The sequence below is a fragment of the Peribacillus sp. NPDC076916 genome (genome assembly GCF_050269675.1).
Taxonomy (GTDB): Bacteria; Bacillota; Bacilli; order Bacillales; family DSM-1321; genus Peribacillus; species Peribacillus aracenensis.
The window spans coordinates 116,717-136,055 of the sequence record NZ_JBNNIU010000006.1 but is presented as its reverse complement, the minus strand read 5'-3'; the positions used below and the strand labels follow the sequence as shown (position 1 = coordinate 136,055).

Annotated in this window: 20 protein-coding genes and 2 pseudogenes; 17 read left to right on the top strand and 5 right to left on the bottom strand. The window is 32.4% G+C overall.

Going from position 1 to position 19,339, the window contains the following annotated elements:
- Window positions 1-58 precede the first annotated feature (58 nt).
- From ACQKFG_RS18670 to ACQKFG_RS18660, 3 genes are all read left to right on the top strand, one after another.
- Window positions 59-907, top strand: a complete 849-nt coding sequence (locus ACQKFG_RS18670) for a pyridoxamine kinase (RefSeq protein ID WP_427561550.1) — start codon at window positions 59-61, stop codon at window positions 905-907.
- A 307-nt stretch (window positions 908-1,214) separates the two neighbouring features.
- Complete coding sequence (locus tag ACQKFG_RS18665) at window positions 1,215-1,418, top strand: hypothetical protein (protein ID WP_427561548.1); 204 nt, start codon at window positions 1,215-1,217, stop codon at window positions 1,416-1,418.
- A 430-nt stretch (window positions 1,419-1,848) separates the two neighbouring features.
- The gene (locus ACQKFG_RS18660; RefSeq protein ID WP_427561545.1) at window positions 1,849-2,121 is read left to right on the top strand and encodes a hypothetical protein; all 273 of its coding nucleotides are present in this window, start codon (window positions 1,849-1,851) and stop codon (window positions 2,119-2,121) included.
- 239 nt (window positions 2,122-2,360) lie between these two features.
- Here ACQKFG_RS18660 and ACQKFG_RS18655 read toward each other — a convergent pair.
- Window positions 2,361-2,855: pseudogene (locus tag ACQKFG_RS18655) on the bottom strand (DUF3898 domain-containing protein); the annotation flags it as partial.
- Between the two features lie 204 nt (window positions 2,856-3,059).
- On the opposite strand from ACQKFG_RS18655, the gene ACQKFG_RS18650 reads away from it, so the two are divergent.
- From ACQKFG_RS18650 to ACQKFG_RS18630, 5 genes are all read left to right on the top strand, one after another.
- Complete coding sequence (locus ACQKFG_RS18650) at window positions 3,060-3,206, top strand: hypothetical protein (RefSeq protein WP_427561542.1); 147 nt, start codon at window positions 3,060-3,062, stop codon at window positions 3,204-3,206.
- 87 nt (window positions 3,207-3,293) lie between these two features.
- A complete protein-coding gene (locus tag ACQKFG_RS18645) occupies window positions 3,294-3,638 on the top strand; it encodes a YolD-like family protein (protein WP_427561539.1) in 345 nt (114 codons plus the stop codon).
- A 4-nt stretch (window positions 3,639-3,642) separates the two neighbouring features.
- Window positions 3,643-3,765, top strand: a complete 123-nt coding sequence (locus ACQKFG_RS18640) for a hypothetical protein (RefSeq protein WP_427561536.1) — start codon at window positions 3,643-3,645, stop codon at window positions 3,763-3,765.
- Window positions 3,766-3,898: 133 nt separating this feature from the next.
- Window positions 3,899-4,603: a hypothetical protein gene (locus ACQKFG_RS18635; protein WP_427561533.1), complete on the top strand. Its 705-nt coding sequence runs from the start codon at window positions 3,899-3,901 to the stop codon at window positions 4,601-4,603.
- A gap of 11 nt (window positions 4,604-4,614) precedes the next feature.
- On the top strand, window positions 4,615-4,851 hold the full coding sequence (locus ACQKFG_RS18630) for a hypothetical protein (protein ID WP_095396079.1): 237 nt from the start codon (window positions 4,615-4,617) through the stop codon (window positions 4,849-4,851).
- Between the two features lie 41 nt (window positions 4,852-4,892).
- Here the strand turns inward: ACQKFG_RS18630 and ACQKFG_RS18625 are convergent, their stop codons facing one another.
- Window positions 4,893-5,120, bottom strand: a complete 228-nt coding sequence (locus ACQKFG_RS18625; RefSeq protein WP_134781596.1) for a helix-turn-helix domain-containing protein — start codon at window positions 5,118-5,120, stop codon at window positions 4,893-4,895.
- Between the two features lie 196 nt (window positions 5,121-5,316).
- Between ACQKFG_RS18625 and ACQKFG_RS18620 the strand changes: the two genes are divergently transcribed.
- Together ACQKFG_RS18620 and ACQKFG_RS18615 are read left to right on the top strand one after the other, a co-directional pair.
- On the top strand, window positions 5,317-5,667 hold the full coding sequence (locus ACQKFG_RS18620) for a hypothetical protein (protein WP_427561529.1): 351 nt from the start codon (window positions 5,317-5,319) through the stop codon (window positions 5,665-5,667).
- A gap of 63 nt (window positions 5,668-5,730) precedes the next feature.
- A complete protein-coding gene (locus ACQKFG_RS18615) occupies window positions 5,731-5,991 on the top strand; it encodes a hypothetical protein (RefSeq protein ID WP_427561526.1) in 261 nt (86 codons plus the stop codon).
- A gap of 247 nt (window positions 5,992-6,238) precedes the next feature.
- Here the strand turns inward: ACQKFG_RS18615 and ACQKFG_RS18610 are convergent.
- Together ACQKFG_RS18610 and ACQKFG_RS18605 are read right to left on the bottom strand one after the other, a co-directional pair.
- Window positions 6,239-6,844, bottom strand: a pseudogene (locus tag ACQKFG_RS18610) (DUF3898 domain-containing protein); the annotation flags it as partial.
- Entirely contained in the window at window positions 6,835-7,965 is a 1,131-nt protein-coding gene (locus ACQKFG_RS18605; protein WP_427561523.1) for a tyrosine-type recombinase/integrase, read from the bottom strand. The gene ACQKFG_RS18605 and the pseudogene ACQKFG_RS18610, both read right to left, overlap by 10 nt.
- A 561-nt stretch (window positions 7,966-8,526) precedes the next feature.
- On the opposite strand from ACQKFG_RS18605, the gene ACQKFG_RS18600 reads away from it, so the two are divergent.
- The 3 genes from ACQKFG_RS18600 (at window position 8,527) to ACQKFG_RS18590 (ending at window position 12,058) form a co-directional block, all read left to right on the top strand.
- Entirely contained in the window at window positions 8,527-9,198 is a 672-nt protein-coding gene (locus ACQKFG_RS18600) for a helix-turn-helix domain-containing protein (RefSeq protein ID WP_427561520.1), read from the top strand.
- Window positions 9,199-9,213: 15 nt separating this feature from the next.
- A complete protein-coding gene (locus ACQKFG_RS18595; protein WP_427561517.1) occupies window positions 9,214-11,085 on the top strand; it encodes a hypothetical protein in 1,872 nt (623 codons plus the stop codon).
- Between the two features lie 169 nt (window positions 11,086-11,254).
- Window positions 11,255-12,058, top strand: a complete 804-nt coding sequence (locus ACQKFG_RS18590) for a hypothetical protein (RefSeq protein WP_427561515.1) — start codon at window positions 11,255-11,257, stop codon at window positions 12,056-12,058.
- 268 nt (window positions 12,059-12,326) lie between these two features.
- On the opposite strand, the gene ACQKFG_RS18585 is transcribed toward ACQKFG_RS18590, so the two are convergent.
- Window positions 12,327-12,800, bottom strand: a complete 474-nt coding sequence (locus ACQKFG_RS18585; protein WP_427561512.1) for a hypothetical protein — start codon at window positions 12,798-12,800, stop codon at window positions 12,327-12,329.
- Window positions 12,801-13,646: 846 nt separating this feature from the next.
- On the opposite strand from ACQKFG_RS18585, the gene ACQKFG_RS18580 reads away from it, so the two are divergent.
- The 4 genes from ACQKFG_RS18580 to ACQKFG_RS18565 all read left to right on the top strand — a co-directional run bounded on the left by ACQKFG_RS18580 (window position 13,647) and on the right by ACQKFG_RS18565 (window position 19,105).
- Complete coding sequence (locus ACQKFG_RS18580; RefSeq protein WP_427561509.1) at window positions 13,647-15,062, top strand: FRG domain-containing protein; 1,416 nt, start codon at window positions 13,647-13,649, stop codon at window positions 15,060-15,062.
- Between the two features lie 116 nt (window positions 15,063-15,178).
- Window positions 15,179-15,994 carry an HNH endonuclease gene (locus ACQKFG_RS18575; protein ID WP_427561506.1) on the top strand — a complete coding sequence of 272 codons (816 nt, stop codon included), beginning with the start codon at window positions 15,179-15,181 and terminating at the stop codon, window positions 15,992-15,994.
- 126 nt (window positions 15,995-16,120) lie between these two features.
- The gene (locus tag ACQKFG_RS18570; protein WP_427561504.1) at window positions 16,121-17,521 is read left to right on the top strand and encodes a hypothetical protein; all 1,401 of its coding nucleotides are present in this window, start codon (window positions 16,121-16,123) and stop codon (window positions 17,519-17,521) included.
- A gap of 897 nt (window positions 17,522-18,418) precedes the next feature.
- Window positions 18,419-19,105 carry a hypothetical protein gene (locus ACQKFG_RS18565; RefSeq protein WP_427561501.1) on the top strand — a complete coding sequence of 229 codons (687 nt, stop codon included), beginning with the start codon at window positions 18,419-18,421 and terminating at the stop codon, window positions 19,103-19,105.
- The last annotated feature ends 234 nt before the right edge of the window (window positions 19,106-19,339 follow it).

Below are 19,339 nucleotides of genomic sequence, written 5' to 3'. Positions count from 1 at the left end.
AGCTGATTTATGATAAGATAAATAAAGTTTAAAGTGGATAGGCCATAGGGAGGTTATTATGAAAAAAGTTGCTGTACTACAGGATTTATCATCTTTTGGAAAATGTTCATTAACAGCTGCAATTCCGGTTCTTTCGGTCATGGGCGTGCAGGCATGCCCTTTACCAACGGCCATATTGACTGCGCAAACCGGATATCCAAGTTTTTTTTGTGAAGATTTTACATCCAAAATGAAATACTTCATAGAAGAATGGAGCAAGCTTAATGTAACCTTTGATGGAATCTATACCGGCTTCGTTACTGGTGAAGAGCAAATTAATAATATTTTCCATTTTTTAGATAAATTTTATACAAAAGATACCATTTTACTTGTTGATCCAGTAATGGGGGATATAGGAGAAGTCTATAAACTTTTTACCGATGAATTACTGGTACTTATGAGAGAACTGGTGAAGCGTGCAGATGTCATTACACCAAATGTTACAGAGTGCTGTTTATTAACCGGATTGTCTTATGAAAAGCTGCATAGCTATTCAAACGAAGAGGACTATGTTAAAGCGATAGAAGAAGCAGGGAATATGTTGCAGCAAGAAACGGGAGCTCAGGTTATCATCACTGGAATGAATCCACCGTCAGCAGATTCAGAGAAGCAGTTTATCGGAAATATGTATTTGGACGGAAGTAGAACCTTTTATAGTGCGACGCAGTATAACGGTGAAAGCTATTCAGGAACTGGTGATTTATTTGCATCTGTGATTATGGGAAGCATGATGCGTGGAGAGAACCTAGAAAAATCCGTACAGCTCGCAGTGGAATTCCTGACAGAGGCTATCAATGATTCCTCCTTGGAGCAAATTCCTAAAGTAGAAGGAGTTAACTTCGAAAAATATTTACGAATGTTATTATGAATGCTTTAAAAAATGGAAAAAATAGAGTAACAAAAGCTCGGCTTTTTGACTAACCGAGCTTTTTGTATAAATCAAATATTACTTATATTTTGCCGAATATTGTAAAAAAACACTTAAATAATAAGGAAACTTTCTATTTACCTCACAACAGCCAGTATTTATGTTCGTTAAAGTTTGAAAATATTTAACTTCCATAGACCTTTACAAAGATTAAGAAAAATTACTTGAAGAAAAAACAATATTATCTACAATCGAGGAATTAGAAGCTCTATTTCCTGATAAGGATAGATCAGAAATTATAAAGAAAATGCGTCAATTAGGTTGCTTAGAATTAAAAAACGCAAAAATTCCATGGAGTGCAAAAACAAATAAAGAAGATAGACCGCCTTGTAAAATTACTTATGCTAATGAGCCTAATATGGAATTATTGGCTAAAGCATTCACTCACCTATATTATGAACTATTAAAAAAGGGTAAACTTAACGATAAACCTTGGCTTGAAGAGGAATGAAAAAAGCTAAGGAATATACCTCAGCTCAGTTAAGGGGAATTAATAAAGAAAGAAAAGCTAGTGATAATAATATCTTTTACAATAAATTTCCTGTTTATACAAAAGACCACCAATAATTGCTATTGGTGGTTTTCTTCAGTTTGAACTAATTCAATTTCAAATAAATCTTCTAGACAACTCAAACAATTGAGGTTAAAAAGGTATTCGTAACTGACAACCAAGAGCAATGGAGTGTATTTGAAGAAGAAATGCAAGCAGGATTCCAATACAAACTTGCTACTATTGACGACCTTCACGATTATGTAGCTGGAACTGGCGAAGTGTTTACATACAACGTAGAAACATCAGAGGGTGTGGTTCAATGGCATGAAGAACACTTTCCTTATGATTCTCCAGTTGACTACATCTGTGAATACAGGGTGATCAACTAATGAATAACAGATATCTTCCTTCCATTACTCTCGCCAATGATGTCCTCCAAGAAATTATCACAGCCACTGAGTTAGAGATTACCGAGTTAAAGAAGCAACTTGATAAATACGATAGGAAAGGTAATAAAGAAGCTGCAAAAGTCACGGTGGAAGTGTTATTCGCTACAATGAGGAAGCAAACATCTTATGAGAAAATGCAAAATAATCTTCCTAAACGTGGCAGGCAAGGGGAAATTTATAACTTTGGAATACCAGAACGTGAAGTTGTATGAAAACAAGTTCTATAAGAAAAGAGGCTAAGTAGCAGTATTTACTTAGGCTCATGATAAGCATGCATTTCTAAAAAATATATTTAACTTCTTAATTGAAAATAGGACTTGGAAAAAATAAATAAACTGGAGAAACTACTAACAAAAGTTAGTAGTTAGATTTAAGAGTATTAATAGTATTTTAAGGTCTAAAATTGATTACATACTGCTCACATTTTTGCTCACAAAACTCGGACTATTTCTTAACTTTTATTTATTATTTTTTCAATTAGAATTTGCAAATCATCCGGCCTATGAAATTCAATCGGCGAGACACCTTTATCGAACTCAATTGTATCGGATTCAATCATTAATAATACATACTTCCCATTAATCTTCCCTAAATGGATGCTGTCGCCGAAATCGGCTAGAAGTCCTTTGATTGATGTACTGCCTAGCTTCATGCGCAGTTCGGCTTCAGGTGTATGCTCGACAATCTGGGCTGTGGCTTCGACGACCTGATGGGTTTCAAGACGTTCCTGAATTTCCCGCTTTTCACTCGTTTCCCAGATTTCCAGGTCCTGTTCGAATTTGTGCAGTTCGTCACTGTTTTCTTCGAATTGGGCGGATACATGTTCATGGACCATGTGGATGACCTGGTTTTTCATGATTTCTGGCATCGATTCGCCATATTCAACGAATTTCAAGAAATCTTCGAAGTAGCGGGCATGTGAAGCCTGGTGAATTTTCAAAGAGTTGAATTTTAAGCGATTCGGATATATTAAGGCTAAGTTACAGGTATTTGATGATCGTGTATTCTTAATTTCTGAGGATTGTATGCCAGTAAACCTATGCCGTGAATAATATAGTGAAGAAGAAGCGATTCAATTAGCGATAAAAGAATTTGAAAAACTGAATAAGGTAATATTGAATACTATCGATTGATATATGGAGGGATACACATGCGCAACCTAGAAGGCTTAAAAATTGTAGATACTGAAGAATACACTTATATAGAGGGAGTTGGTACAGCTACTGAAGAGGGTAGTCTGGATATAGAGGGGTTAATTAAAACATTGTTGCAGGAAAGATATCTACGTTATCTATAAGAAGGGGAATTTTTCTCTTCTTTTTTTTGATTAATTCAAGAACAAATGTTCTGTAATGTACTTATAGAATGAAATGGAGATGTTCTTATGTCTATAAAAAATCGCGGAAAGCTTAAATGGCAACCAGCTTTGATGCTGCCTGAATACGTTAAATTACTCAATGATGTAAATAAGGATTATTACCGTCAAGTAAAGCCGATATTAGATGAATACCAGTTAGAGGAGTTTGAGGACAAGATACACACTGCTATGGAGTTTGCTTTACCTGTAAAGTTTACTGTTTGGGAGGACGGATTTGATTGGGATTATGTTGGAATGATACATAGGTTAGATCCTTTGACAAAGATGATACATTTAGAGTTGGAGAATGAGAAGGGACATATTATTAGGGTGAAGTTTGAAGAACTTGTAGCGGTAAAGGCAAGGGAGTGAAAAAATGACTAAAGCAAAACCAAAAAGAAAACTGTGGATTAAAAGCAGAACGTTTCTAAATGAATTTACTATAGATGATTACTTAAGAAAAGAAGTTAAATTGATTGTAGCTAAATATACCAAATGAATAATAGGTCACCATTCGCTGGTGATTTTTTTATTGTAATTTTTTTGCTTTTAATGAAAATAATACATAAATATTATTTTTGCTGTATAATTTGTATTTGTTACCAATATAACTCAAAGGGAGATGTACAAAAGTGTTAAAGAATTGTTTTTTAGTTTTACTATTATTAGTAGGAGTATTCATGTTTAGTAGTGTGAATGTTTCTTATGCAGAAGAAACAGATGATTGGGATTGGGCGGAGTTTGAGAGATTAAAATTATTAGATACAATAGAATTTTATGGATTAGATATACTTCAAGAAGAAGAAGCATTCGAAAAGAATACAACAAGTGAAGTTATATACAACCCCATGTATGAAGATGGGACAACTTTAGATGTAAAGTTAATGGTTACAACAGATATAAACGGTAATATTACAGCTGTCGAATCAGATGCATCATTAATGACTATGGACATTCTTAAAAAAAAGAAGCCAAAGAATCCAAAAACCAAAAAAAATGCTGTACCATATAAATTGAATGGGGGATCAAACAAAGCGAGCTTTATTAATGATCATGCTTACAATAAGCATAAATATGATTCTAAGAAAAAATCATCAGCTACGGCTACTCAATATGGAAAAGATGTTGATGTGAAAAAATTAAGAGAAGATACAATGGCCAACTATGATAATAAGTGGACAACTAAGGACAATTCTGGTCAAGTTCAGGTTCACTATGCTAAGAGTTATGATTCTAATATAAGCACTAAGGATACATCAACAAAAAACCATAGGGTTGTAATTAACAAAACTAAATCAACTAGGAGTACTCAATATCCCTTATCCTTTAAAAACTAGGAGTGAAGAAAATGAAAATAAAAAAAAGCCAAAAGTTCGTACAGTTAGATGTAAGGAATTGGGATAATACAGAGTTAGTAGAAAGTTTATCTGAGATTTGCGGGACTAGTAAAGAGTATGAAAATGATGAAGTAGAGGTTCATCAAGTTGTGGATTTAGGAAAACTTAAAAACGAATGGAGATATTTAATCATTCTTAATATTTCACAAGACTTGGATAACCTAGGAGCACCAGTAGACCATTATTAAAATATAAATAGAATTAATTTTAGCTTAAGACCACCAGTCATTTAAGATTGGTGGTTTTCTTCTGTTTGAACCAATTCAATTACATCTTCAATATTGCATTCAAGGTATTCACAAATGTTGATTAAAATGGATAAAGCAACATTTTCACCCTTAGACATTTTAGCAAGTGTAGCGGGTGATATTTTTAAATCCCTTTTAAGATCTGTTTTAGTTTTATCTTTTCTGATTAATGTAATTTCCATTGGCTTGTAACTCGGAATAAGTCTCAAAATAACATCACTCCTTAGATTCTTATAAGTGAATTATAAGGTAAAACAGAGAGGGATTCTACAATATAAATTAAAACTTCAAGAAGTTGAATTTTTAGTTAGCAAAAGTATTGACTTGGATAATTATTAAGGTGTATGTTAAGTTCAAGAAGTTGAATTATAAATTAATGTAAATGAATCAAAAGGAGGTTTGGAATTGTTCATTACCGTTCTACTCAACATAAAAGACAAAGCAGCAGGAGAAAGACTCAGATATCAAAAGTTATTTGGCAAGATAATCGGTAAGAATGAAGCGATTTTCTTCGAAGAAAATGACATTTATTACGCCATAGTGAAGCCGACTGAAGCAAACAGTATTTACATCGTAGCATCTGGAACAACAACCTTAGCAGAAAAAGTGAAAATTACAGATAAAAAGTTGATGCTTGGTCAAATAGAAGAAGCAATCAACAGAATCACAGTTAGGCAAATTGCTTGTAAGAATGAAATGGGCTACATCGAATTTGAATTAATTAAATCAGGAACAAGTGAATTCAGGGAGTTTTAATTACCAAGGGGGGAATTTCCCCCTTACATAAAAACAGCCTGCGGGCAAAAGGGGATAATTAATATGGCAAACCAAACAATCGAAGCGAAAAAGGTATTCGTAACTGACAATCAAGAACAATGGATCGTATTTGAAGAAGAAATGCAAGCAGGGTTCCAATACAAATTAGCTTCAATTGATGACCTCTACGACTATGTAGCAGGAACTGGCGAGGTATTTACATACAACGTAGAAACATCAGAGGGTGTGGTTCAATGGCATGAAGAACAATTTCCTTATGATTCTCCAGTTGACTACATCTGTGAATACAAGGTGATTAACTAATGGGTCACACCATAAATAACATTAATGAAACTAGGTCAATATTTTATTACAAGAAAAAAACTACTAACTAACAGTTAGTAGTTGTGATCAAATTTAGAGTAAATAATAGTGGTTTGAGAGTGTGAAATTTAATTTATTGGTCACAAAATTGGTCACAGATTTGTCTGAAACCCTTGTTATTAAGCACTAATTAGAGTCACGTTCCGAGTCACAAATCATCAAATTTTCGTGTGACTCTGACTATTTCTTAACTTTTATTTATGATTTTTTCAATTAGAATTTGCAAATCATCCGGCCTATGAAATTCAATCGGCGAGACACCTTTATCGAACTCTATCGTAGCGGCTTCTATCATCAATACATACTTCCCATTAATCTTTCCTAAGTGGATGCTTTCGCCGAAATCGGCTAGAAGTCCTTTGATGGATGTACTGCCTAACTTCATGCGCAGTTCGGCTTCAGGTGTATGCTCGACAATCTGGGCCGTGGCTTCGACAACCTGATGGGTTTCAAGACGTTCCTGGATTTCACGCTTTTCACTCGTTTCCCAGATTTCCAGGTCCTGTTCGAATTTGTGCAGTTCGTCACTGTTTTCTTCGAATTGGGCGGATACATGTTCATGGACCATGTGGATGACCTGGTTTTTCATGATTTCCGGCATCGACTCGCCATACTCTACGAATTTCAAGAAGTCCTCGAAGTAGCGGGCATGTGAGGCCTGGTGGATTTTTAGTTCACCTTCTTCGACCATACCTTCTTCGGGCATGTAGGGGTAGGAGGTAGCTGAAACATTGATATGACTACATTTAAGGTACTGTAAATGTGTAGTGGTCACTAATTCGGTCACATTCCTATAATTTTGTCCAATTTATCCGAGACAGATTTCTGCATATCGGGAAGGACATGACTATAAGTATTGAGCGTTGTTTCAATATCTGCATGACCTAATCGTTCTGAAATAAGCTTTACATTTACATTTTGTTGAATCAAGATAGTAGCATGTGTATGTCTAAGGTCATGAAAACGTATCTTAGGTAAGCCGACCTTCTCAACTAGATTATAGAACTCTTTGCGGAAGTTCCTAGGTATCATGGGCTTGCCGTCCCTTGTGCAAACAACTAAGTCGTTGTCATGATAACTTTGCCCATGAATCAGCTTTTCCTGTACGACCTGTTTCCTGTAGATTTTCAACTCATCGACTAGCTTGTTTGGTATGTGAATGGAACGGACGCTTGCTTCATTCTTTGCACCTGATTTTAATTCTGCATTTTGTGTTAATGTTTGCCGAACAAATATTGTTTGTGTTTCAAAATCGATATCTTGCCAACGCAGTCCTAAAATCTCACCTTGTCTCATCCCTGTAAAGATAGAAATTAAAAATCCGATGTAACAGCGGGTCAATCTATTAATATTATTAGCTTCGCTGATGAAATGATTGACTTGTTTGAGCGACCAAATACTCATTTCTCTTTTCTTAATCTTTGGAAGTGTGATTCCATCAGTAGGGTTATGCTTAATTAGTTTCAAAACTTTTGCTTTTTTTAATGAAACACTAATAATTCGGAAAATTAGATGGATGGTGTGTTCTGAATAGCTCGTTTCGTTTACTAATTCATTGATAAACTTTTGAATTTGAACTGGAGCAATCTGCTGTACCTTTAACTGACCCAGTTTTGGTTTTATGACATTTCGATAATAGATAGAATGAATTTCAAAAGTAGTCTTTTGTAGTGTATTCTTCCTTTCTTGAAACCACTCCTCCATATAGCCTTCGTAAGTCATCTTTGTCAGGTCGAGGAAATCGTCTTCTAATACTTCTGCTCTTAGCTTTGTCATTTCATCAAGAGCATGCCGTTTTGATTCAAATCCTCTTCTTCTAATTTGTTTTCGTTTACCAGTCATTGGGTCAATACCACTATTAAATATGAAATCCCATTTTCCTGTTTGTTTATTTTTATTGATACTACCTGTCACAGTAAGAACAACCTCCTCGGAAGTTACCCATTGTCTGTGAAGGTTTCCTTAGCTATATCTTACCATTAAAAGTGAGAGTGTTGACCATTCGCTGATGGAGATTGAACATATAAATAAGCAACATAACAAATATTCTCCTGTGAGGAAATTTTTATAAAAATAATGTTAAGAGACAAAGGTTTTTTCTCACCCAAGAAATACAGCTACTATAAAATGGGTGTGTTTCTTTATGGGGGTGCTTTTCACCAAAACCATGGTCTCGTTTTTATATTCAATGAGTAGCACTTCCACCCCCACACTCGAAGTGCAATCTGTAATTAGGCGAATTAGAGTTCTTTTTCTCTCGCTGTAGTACTCCGTTTCATCGTACTTTTTCTTGAAATAAGGGTTTTAAAGCGGACATATAAGTATAATCTGTATATATCCGCCCAAACCTTAAAACATACTTAAATCAGACACCACCTAATGTATGTAGCATACCTACTTGACATATTCAGTATGTCGTGATATGATATGTTATAGACGTATTGAAAACGTCTGAAATATAAAAAGGAGAGAGGAATGGAAAAGATGATTGGATTAGAATACATAGTCAAAGAGTTTCAAATGGAATATAAAGAAGTTGCAAAAAGTTTAGGTATATCACCCCAAACAATGCAAGATTGGCTGAAAAAAAGAAGGAAAATACCTGTAAAACGTATAGAACAACTATCAAACATGTTTAACTTGCCAGAAACCTTCTTTCAAAAGGAACTTATATTCACGGAGAAAGGAGAAGTTACCATACGCTATTTAGAAAGCATCGCAAAAGAAGAGGAAATCCCTGTATCTACAGATGAAGGAGAGATTACTCATTACTACAAAAAAGGTACATTTGAAGATGAAATACAGTTTCTAAAGGAAACTATGGAGAAAAAAAAGAAACAGAATGACATTAGGCAGAGTTTTGAAGGGCTTATGAAAAATGATACTTTACTAAATATTGATGAATCATATAGTGATGGAGAAATAAAAGAGCCTTTGCTCTCCGATTCTTCCAACACTGAAACATTCCATAAAATAATTAATGTTATGAAAGATGAAAACATTTCAAATGCTTTTAAGGTTATGGTGCATCTGTTTAATATGAATGATGAATTAGGAGGCAAACCAATTTTAACTATTTCACCAGAATATAGAGCGTTTGCGGGAGACTTTTTGGAATTAATTAAAAAGCACAAAATAAAAAACTAAGGATAGGGAAAAAATATGAAATTAATGTTGGATACAATTGAATACCAAAGCAAACCAGTGGGTAGAGAAACAGGGAATATAAGCAACAGAATAATCAATCACCCTGTTGACATTAGTATAGAAGAATTGGCTGAGAACCTTGGTAAAGGTAAAACTTTTATACCTGCTGTTTTTAAGGATAAGGAAGGAGTTATAAAGAGACAAAAAGACTATTGGTACTCTCAGGAAGTTATAGCTTTGGACTTTGATGATGGAATGACCTTGAATGAAGCAGTTAAAGAATTTTCTGATAAAGCTGTTTTCATCTACACTACTTTTTCTCATACAGAGGAAAAGCATAAATTTCGAGTAGTCTTTGGACTAGACAGAATAATACATAAGATTGAAGAGTTTGATGATATTATCGGTGAGCTGATGACCAAGTATCCGCAAGCGGATAGTCACTGTACAGATTGTACTCGCTTACTCTTTGGAGGCAATAAAATTATTGAATTAAATTTTAAAAACCGTTTAAAAGTGGATGATTTCTTAAATAAAAGTCCCGATAGTTTTGGTGGGACAAAGAAGTATCTAGATATATATCCGCCAAAAAACACCCAGCAGATACAAACCAATGGTTATAAACAAGGTAAAGAAACGGCTAACAACATAGAGTTAATACAACAAAGGAATATCAACGAGTTGAGAATGAAAATAAGAACAAAACCTAAGGTTGTATACAATAATTTTGAGGTCTTCGATTACCTTAAACAACAGGATTTACGAGCATTTTTAGGAATCCAACACAAACAAAATTTTCTTGATGTTTTTCATGAAGAAACTAACCCAAGTGCATCTATTTTTGCATCCAATAAGAAAAATGGACACCAATTATATAAATGTTTTTCAACAAGTAATCCTTTTGTTGGAACGATTATCCAAGTAACTGAGCGTTTATTAAAATGCCCCATATTGGAAGTGAAAGCATTTCTAATGGAGTTATATCAGGTAGAAATAAAAGAGAGTGACCAACAAAAAGAATTGAAGGAGGAACTTGATATATATAAGGAGCTTCTACAATCAGATGATTTAGAAGAACTGTATCCAAACTTTTACAAAGTGTTTAATAGATATGGATATATGAAAGATATGTACATATTATTGGATTTGGTTAAAGAATATTTACCAGCAGGTGATGACAAAAGATTATTGTTTTACCATTCAATTGAAACCATATCGAAAAAATTTGAAAGAAGTAAAAGCGTCACACATACCAGAATGAACTTTCTAACCTTCTTTGAATTTCTCTCAAAATTAGATAGAAATGAGATTCCTAAGGAATTATATGAAATCCAACGAGAATCAAAAAGGAAAAAAGGTCATAAATATTTAAATTCAACATATGAAATTCATTTATATAGTTTTGATTTCTTTAACACATTGGATAAGAAGTGTGCATTATGGATTGAAAAGGGGTGTACAACAAAAACAGTAAATTACGAAGGGATATTAAGAAATTTCGGAAGAGATGAAGCAGATAGAGTTTTTCCACAAGATGAGGGGAAGATAATCCCCCCACTCAACGAAGATGTTGTACATAGAATACATATAACAACATTAGAATTGATAGAAAACTATGGGTGGACAACGGAACAAGAGGTATTAGAAAGTATAACGCTGTATTTTAAAGGTCAGCAAACATTCAAACAAAGACAATTTAAAATCTGTTTTGGCGAACTACTAGACGGTTATGACCTTGAAAGAACCAGGTTAAACAAAGAATTGAAGCTAGAGTTGGGGATAGAAAGTAAGGGTTACGGTTTTGTAATAAAACGCAAAGAATATAAAGAGGAATTAATGATTGATGACACAACAGAATATCATGAAGACCATGGAATTTTCAATTAATATTAGGTAAAAAACATAGAAAAAGCAACCCTGAAAGAAGGGTGAACATAATATTAATTGAGAATTTCAAACGTAAAGGATTGCTTAAATCCGCTTAATCTGGACCTCTAATTTCAAGAGGTTCAAAATATTGTGAAAAAATCCAAATGTATATATAGGAGTTTTAGTTATGGCAAAAAGAAAATATGACTTAACAGGTCAAAAAATTAAGATGTTTACAGTTTTAGAACTTAGTAATGAGAAAGATAAGAATGGTAAGAAGAAATGGAAGTGTCAGTGTGAATGTGGAAATATCAGATACATATTAGCCCAAGATTTAATGCGAGAAAAGGGGCAAAAAAGTTGTGGGTGCAACCGTATCCAAAGTATAAGGGAAGCAAGAATTACTCATGGAATGTCTGACACAAGGTTATATGATATTTGGATTGCTATGAAAAGCAGATGTGAGAATCCTAAAAATACTAACTATCACCATTATGGTGGTCGTGAAATTAAAGTGTGTAATGAGTGGAGGGAATTTGAAAACTTCATGGAATGGGCTTTGAACAATGGTTACACAGATGAATTATCAATTGATAGAATTGATGTTAATGGAGATTATGAACCTTCCAATTGTCAATGGGTTACTCAGAAAGTACAAATGAATAATACAAGAAGAACAAAAAAGCTTACCTACGATGGAGTAACTATGTCACTTACTATGTGGGCAGAAGAAGTAGGGATATCCCAGCAAACTCTAACACAAAGAATTAAATCTGGTTGGAGTATTGATAAAGCACTGACCACCCCCACAAGAAGGAATAAAGAGAAACAGTTAAAGAATAATTATCTAATTTGGAAAAGTAATGAGATTCTTGGAATTAAATTTGTGACCTCAAGATTTAGAACTAAGAACTCTTATTACAGCGTATCAGGCAATAAAAGAAAAAATGTATACTCACCTAATTTATTAAAAAGGTTAGGTGTGGCTTGACCAATATAACAGTTTCTACAGCTGAACCCTCATTAAGTTGGGGGTTTTGCTGTATAAAAGAGAGTTTTTAACAGCTTAATTAAAGTGTTAAAGTCACGTAATATGGTTTGAATTATTCACCGTGTGACTAGGTAGATAACTTGTAATAAATCTGCTCTAATAACATGATTCTTGCGTATGAAGAACCTTAAAAAGTATAGGGGAAAGATTAAAAATTCCATCATATCATTTATCACTCAATACGGAAATGCTAATGGGGAAAGAAAGGTTAATATTGTTTTACGGTTATGTTTATATCTCTTTCAGCATGTACCGTAGAATTATCTAAAGAAAGTGCTATACCTTCCAAATGTTTTATAATTTTGTTTTTAACTATTAATAAAGTGAAAATTAGTCCCATGCTTAATAATGTGGAAAAATCCCCTATACGAGACCATGAAGCAGACGTGGAATCAGGGTCATCTATTGCAAAAAAGAATCCAATAAAAGCTATTACAGGACTAGATGTATAAAAAAGAATAAAACAGATTCGGAGGAATTTAGCCCACTTAGTTTTTTTTCTTTCAACCATATATTCAGAAAAATATTTTGCAAAGTCTCCTAATACAAATGTTGCACCTGCAATAGAAAATCCAGCTATGGCGATTGAACTTTGAAATAAATCAGCTAATCTGAGAATAGAAAGAATAATAGTTCCAATTCCAAATCCGATAATTACTAATTCACCTTCGTTAAATTTCATTAATGATAACTCCTGTCTCTAAAGCTTAATAAAATTAATTTTAATATAGAAATCTTTCTAAGTATAGAAGATATTGTTATTCGAATTTAAAAAGTTGATTGATTTTACCATTAGCCTACTAACGCGGTAATGAGCGGGTGAAAAAAGGAGAACCTGCAAATACGATATTTTTCCCTATGAAATATCGTATAATTAATCCAACTATTGGAGCAGGTAATCATTATTTATTCCTTCTGTATTACGACATACTGGTAAGAAGAGGACGAAGACCCGCTCTTTCAGCATTTTCAGTATCTGAGCAATATTTGACCAATAAATATATGAAGAAGAGTAGGCTGAATGCTCTACTCTTTTTGTATTTTTATATAAGAAATCTAGTTTTTTTCTAGTAGGTGATATATTAAACACCATATAATAGTTAATATGTAATATTCAGGAGTGTGTTTATTTGGATATATTCAGAAATAAATCTATATTTTATAAAAGTTGGTATAATAATTGGAAGACATCGAGTTAGTAAAGCGAAGAGGAGTATATAAAGGAAGACCGAACAAGTACATCGACAAGCATAACGGATTATATCATGCTCTGGAGATTTTCCTTGCGAAGCTGGAAATGATAGAAGTATATAAACAAGGTAAGTCTTTACGTGATAGTTGAAATACCTTTAAAGTAGGCAAAGCAATATAGGGATAGTGGAATGTGAGGGGGCGAAAATAGTAAAATTACAACCTTCCTTTAGAAGTAAACTAACCGTGTTGGATAATGTTTAAACTCAATTATTATCTGAATATCTAAAGTACAACCGAATCTGTATTAGAGTCGAGTTATTAATGGAGGAAACTTATGAAGTTTAAAAGAGTAGAGAACATGGAAGATTTTCAAAAAAATATTGAAATTTATAAATCTGAGCAATTTTGTTTCAGAGGTCAAACTAATCACTATAAATTTGAAGATGGTTTATGCTCATTTATTACATCGTTTCAAAAGGAGGCCTGTAATCCCTTTTATATGTTTAAATGGACGCATTATAGCGAGGAGATATTAAGAACATTTTATCGGAACGTTTGGGAAGATGGTATGGATAAGCAAGAAAAAATGACCTATTGTCAAGCTGTACTTCAGCACTATGGATGGCGGTCCTTTTTTATTGATATCACCTCTGATATAAACGTAGCTTCATGGTTTGCTAGTAATAAATATGAAGAAAAAACAACTTTAGCAATGGTAGAAGATTCATTTGAAGAAGCCTTGATTGAAATTCAGAAATCTGTAACTTATGAGCAAAAAAAAGTTGGATATGGCTACATTTATGTTTTTGATAAAAGAAAGCTGATAGAAAATGAAAACTATAGCTTTATCGACCTTCTGAAAAATAATATCTTTAATGAGGATACGAGACCATATAGGCAAAAAGGATATTTATTTGGAGGAAATAATCAATCGAGTAGACATTTGAGTAAAGATTTAAATGAATGTTTGATAGACATACTTGAAGTTAATAATGAGATTCTAAATTTGTTGTCCGAAAAAGAAAAGTTGAGTCAAAAATATCTTTTCCCCTCATTTGAAGAAGATTATATTTATAACTCGTTTGTTAGTTTACCAAGAGTTTTATTTGATGAATCAGAAGACTTCCTACCTTTTTTCAGTCAATCTCTTGATATTCCTATTTACGATAATTTTTATGTTAAGAGGAATCCAAATTTTATTGCTTTTTATTCAACATCTTGGGTGATAGATAGTTTTTCTGATTCGAATTTTAAAAGTATTATAGCTGAAGAACCTAATGGTCGAGATTTATTGTCATCAACATTTATAAAGACTGAAGAGTTTTTCTTATATTTAAAGGAAGTTTCAAGAAATTCAGAACCCTTGGTAAATATGTTGGAAAAGCATAGAAGTATTATCTTAGAAGTTGATTATCCATGTAGAGTTATCGAAGATGAGCCAACTATTTATAAAAAAGGGGTTAAATGCTCATTGGAAGAGGACGGTTCTATTTCAATTTCTGAATTTATAATTGAACATCTAAGTTCTGTAATAACAAATTTTGGATTTAATTCTCCGATATATTATATTGTAAATGAAAAAAAATTAATAGAAGAAATACAAAAAGATGGTTCTTGTCCATGTGATAATAGTCAAAGGCACATAAACAATCTTGATTTTGTTCTAGGTTTTTGTAAAGCCGTACATGAAAAGAAAATTTATCTAACTCAAGTAACTGACAACAAACTCACGGCGTTTTTTAAGAGGTGAAATCATTCACTTAACACATTCAATTTTGGAAAATAGAAAAGGGTGAAAAACAAGAATATTATCACTAAAGAACAGAAGAGAAAACTAATTTTGCTTATCGTGAGGAGCAGTGTGTGATGGCTACAAAAGAAGAATATTTAGCACTTACTTCAGGATTAGGTCTAGCAGGCGTAGCAGTAGAGAATTTTTATCGACAATATACTATGGGTTTTCTTTATGAATATAAAACTGAAATTATAGAAAGTATAATTAAACCTAATAAAACAACTGCTGTTCATTATTATTTAGCTTACTTACAATATTGGTGGAAAGGAAAAAGGAATATATTTGAAGACCTAGATGATTTATCAGAAGGTTATGATATTATTTATCGATTATTAGTAGATGTAGATAGAGTTCCTAGCATATCGGTACCTAATTTTAATGAATGTGGAGATGTGGAGGGTCATTTTGAATGTAAGTGCAAATCAAAAATTGATAAATGGATTGAATATTATGAAGATAATCTAGATGAGATAAATGAACTTATAATACATTCAGCATTCCAGTTTATTTTTCAGGACAGAAAATTCTTGCATGATTTTCATATAGAATTAGCCGATTTTATAAAGTGTGAAATAGAAGACATTAAGGAGGTATATCCAGAGTTTGTTACATCTAAAAATAGATTAAAACGACGACAATATTTTCCTTCTTGGCTAAAATCTGCAGTTTTTTATAGAGATAAAGGCACTTGTACCATTTGTCGATGTGATTTATCTAATTTAATTAGAAATCAAAATCAAATACATATTGACCATATAGTACCACTAAATATCTTTGGAAGTAATGACGCTACAAATCTGCAGTTACTTTGTGAAAAATGTAATACTAAAAAAGGTGACCGAAACACTATTACTAGTTCAGTAAATGTTCCTTTTTGGAATCAATAAGGTTCTAAGAATTAAATAATATAATGAGCTGTTGGGAAGTGTGCTCAGTGTGTTAGATATAGAGAGTATAGTTCTTTGTCGCTTAGAGTAGTCTTAGTGGCTGATAATTAAGGAGAATAAATGATTATGCAGAATATTTCAGATAGAATAATTTTTTCAAGAGATAAATATCAATTACCTGATATAGAAATGATTGTCGAATTTATATTGGATGATACCTATATATATACGAAAAAAAGTCTACTTATAATAGAAAGTGTAAGAAGAATTGACCAGATAGACTCAGCCCATGAAGTAAAAAGGTATATTAGACCACAACTTCTAATTATACAAGGCATTTTATCTTACTTTTCAGGATATCCATTTACAGTCTATGAACATTTTAGTGGTACATCCGAGATGGTTAAAAATAAAGATAACGTTCTTAAAGTTTTAAAGTGTAATAAGCTCATTATTGAAGGAAATGACTATTCTAAGGATTTGGATACTTTGTTAGAGAAATTAGGTAGTCTAGAGTATAAATCATTAACAATTACTTTGTTAGACAGATGGAGAAAAGCAATTTATATGGAAAAGGAAAGTGAAGTTAATACATATCATGATGAATCTATTTTAACACATTTTCATATACTTGAATTGTTAGTAGGTTACTATTATAAAAACTATAAAGAGGAATCTAGTAAACAAATTGAGGATTTCGTAAAAAACTTCGCATTAAATACAATGAATCTAAGAGGAAATAATTTGGTGGAAACCGTAAATTCTAAAACAAAGATATTAAATGAATTACTTATTAGTGAAGAGGCATCAATAGCTACTAAGATAAATTATTTTTTAAAGCAGTACAATATGCTAGATGACCAGACTTATTCTCTAGTAAATAAATTAGTGAAAATCAGAAATGCTATTGCTCATGGAAGAATTATATATAGAGAAAAATTAATTTGGCCATTACCTCCTTTTTTTAATTTGACTAAAGATTCCCACCCAATAGTCCATATACTTTCTATTTTTACGGCCAGAGCAATTGCTTTACATCTAGGGCTTTTTGCTTGGAAAAATGAGTGGGAGATAGCTCATCATGAGTTATCCCCTTCTGATGAGTTTCTAGTATCCTTTATTAAAAATGCAGAGGAGTATACTAAATTATCATCATCGGAACTAATTATGGGTAGTTACAACGGAATAACTGTCCCGGCAATAGTAGAATTTTTTATAGAAAATCCAAAAAAGTGTAGTTTTTCTGACTTAGAAATCGTATTAGCAAAGGTCATTAAAGAAATAAAAATAACTGAAGAAAATAGTTCCGAACTCTTTTTGGCATCTTTAATACTAGGAGATTCACCAGACGGCGAATTATCTGCAATTTCTAGAAGAAATGTTGAAATTGTATATGAAAATGAGTGGCTTGAATACCCAGATATAAAAGATATTTTAAGATATTTTAACTTTTGTGGATTGAAAATTAAGTGGTTTGAAACATGGCTTCAAGTAGGTGGTCAAATAAATGTTAATAGGAAGAAATAAATTATAGCATTTGTAGATATTTTGAAATTAGATTAGGGATTTTTATATTAAGACGGACCAGAAGAAAACTTTTGTCAGAATAAGAGCAAAAGCTTTAGTTACGGAGAATCAAAACTATAGTCAATGAAGCGGTAATACTAATTAGTAAATTACCGTTTTGAGTTAGGTATATAACTAGATAGGTTGGATGGATAAAGAGAAACTCCATTTTACATGAGTGTTACAGCTACAAAATATTGTTAAAAATAATTATCATGTATGTAGTTAGATAATCTTCTATAATAACATGATAATCAAGAGTGTACTTTCATGGATTAAAATAATTTAAATTTGAGGGGAATGTTAATCACTTAGGCTCTCCGAGAAACTAATGGTTTCTTTTATAATAAAATTAATTATTAAAGTGTTTGAAAATGGAGTGTATGGAAGTTCTGTAATGTACGCAAAGGGTTAAAGAAGCATGTACATTATTACTTATAATTGTTCGATAGAAAGAAATGTCATTTTATTCGGTATATGGCGATTAAAAGAGGGGTCGTATTTATTTGAAAGATATTTTAAAAGCAAGTTTCACAATGTTAGCTATTATACTATTTTGATTTTTGGGATTTGGGTCTTTATTGCCTATGGAATAAACAATAAAATAGGGGATTATTCAGTTGTTACAATACCATATGTCTTTGGCATCGTTTTTTTCTATTACCTTCTTAATCACAATTGTTAAGGAGAAGAAGGATAATTCTCTATATATTTGGTTAGATAGGCTAGATGGTAGTAATAATTTATTACAAAAACTTTTCAAAAAACACGAAATACAAGAAGATACATAGTATTATTTAATTGGTATATGTTTCTTATGTATTTTATTCATAAAAAAGATATTAAGGAGATATTTCAATGCATCCGTTCTTTTTATTTGAAAATCTCAATTCTCTGGTTCAGCCTTTTTCTGATGTATCACCATACTATAGACCATTTATATTGCACGGAGAGCCAACACAAATAGATTTATTCTTAGTAGGTATTAACCCTGCGACCTCCGTCTATTTTAGTGACGGAGTAGACTCCTGCAAATGGGTTGAAACGTTAATGAATCATCAGCTTTACCACAAGCGGTATTCATCAAATGGTCCAACTAGGAAAGGAATACAAGGTCTTCTTAACTATGTCAAAATACATTACTCTAATTCCATTCTGGAGACAAACATTAATACCTATCCTACTGATAAGGCGAAATATTTAAAGACACCCTCTATCCAAAAAGCTGTCATAGAAGGTGAATATCGTTTTATAAAAGTATTAGTTGCTCACGAACCATCTCTAATTATTTTGCACGGACAATATACTACTAAACATTTTATTAATTTGCTTGAGAAAAACCAATGGATTACTCGTAGAAGTGTTAAAAAAGGTATGCCTATTAAATATCGTGAACAACAGTTTCCGCATTTTACTTTTTCTTATCCAAGCGGTAAAAAGGGAAACGTTTTTGCTTGCCGTCACCTAATGTACTTTCATAAAGGAAATAGTTATCAAGATTTTTTAAACGGGATAACCCCCTTTTTAAAAAAAGATTTGTTATAGAGTGGGAATATCGAATTGCCAAAGTATTATAACAAATGTTTTAAATTCGAAATACTTTAAAGGGAAATTAATACTTCTACAATGTTTTTGAAGGGGTGAATTACTGTATTTAATATACGAATATTCCGATTCCCCCTCCTTTTCTTTTAGATAATGTATCGTCCCCTAATTTTGATTAAAAAACAGATGTCTAGTAAAATAGTAATCATCTGTTTGTATATATTGTTAGTCTTA

Excerpts from the sequence above, each read along its gene's own strand:
- ACQKFG_RS18645 (WP_427561539.1), top strand. The coding sequence starts at position 3,294 with ATGTCTATAAAAAATCGCGGAAAGCTTAAATGGCAACCAGCTTTGATG.
- ACQKFG_RS18600 (WP_427561520.1), top strand. The coding sequence starts at position 8,527 with ATGGAAAAGATGATTGGATTAGAATACATAGTCAAAGAGTTTCAAATG.
- ACQKFG_RS18660 (WP_427561545.1), top strand. The coding sequence starts at position 1,849 with ATGAATAACAGATATCTTCCTTCCATTACTCTCGCCAATGATGTCCTC.
- ACQKFG_RS18565 (WP_427561501.1), top strand. The coding sequence starts at position 18,419 with ATGCATCCGTTCTTTTTATTTGAAAATCTCAATTCTCTGGTTCAGCCT.
- ACQKFG_RS18615 (WP_427561526.1), top strand. The coding sequence starts at position 5,731 with ATGGCAAACCAAACAATCGAAGCGAAAAAGGTATTCGTAACTGACAAT.
- ACQKFG_RS18650 (WP_427561542.1), top strand. The coding sequence starts at position 3,060 with ATGCGCAACCTAGAAGGCTTAAAAATTGTAGATACTGAAGAATACACT.
- ACQKFG_RS18575 (WP_427561506.1), top strand. The coding sequence starts at position 15,179 with ATGGCTACAAAAGAAGAATATTTAGCACTTACTTCAGGATTAGGTCTA.
- ACQKFG_RS18665 (WP_427561548.1), top strand. The coding sequence starts at position 1,215 with ATGCGTCAATTAGGTTGCTTAGAATTAAAAAACGCAAAAATTCCATGG.
- ACQKFG_RS18570 (WP_427561504.1), top strand. The coding sequence starts at position 16,121 with ATGCAGAATATTTCAGATAGAATAATTTTTTCAAGAGATAAATATCAA.
- ACQKFG_RS18590 (WP_427561515.1), top strand. The coding sequence starts at position 11,255 with ATGGCAAAAAGAAAATATGACTTAACAGGTCAAAAAATTAAGATGTTT.
- ACQKFG_RS18585 (WP_427561512.1), bottom strand. The coding sequence starts at position 12,800 with ATGAAATTTAACGAAGGTGAATTAGTAATTATCGGATTTGGAATTGGA.
- ACQKFG_RS18640 (WP_427561536.1), top strand. The coding sequence starts at position 3,643 with ATGACTAAAGCAAAACCAAAAAGAAAACTGTGGATTAAAAGCAGAACG.
- ACQKFG_RS18670 (WP_427561550.1), top strand. The coding sequence starts at position 59 with ATGAAAAAAGTTGCTGTACTACAGGATTTATCATCTTTTGGAAAATGT.
- ACQKFG_RS18580 (WP_427561509.1), top strand. The coding sequence starts at position 13,647 with ATGAAGTTTAAAAGAGTAGAGAACATGGAAGATTTTCAAAAAAATATT.
- ACQKFG_RS18595 (WP_427561517.1), top strand. The coding sequence starts at position 9,214 with ATGAAATTAATGTTGGATACAATTGAATACCAAAGCAAACCAGTGGGT.
- ACQKFG_RS18630 (WP_095396079.1), top strand. The coding sequence starts at position 4,615 with ATGAAAATAAAAAAAAGCCAAAAGTTCGTACAGTTAGATGTAAGGAAT.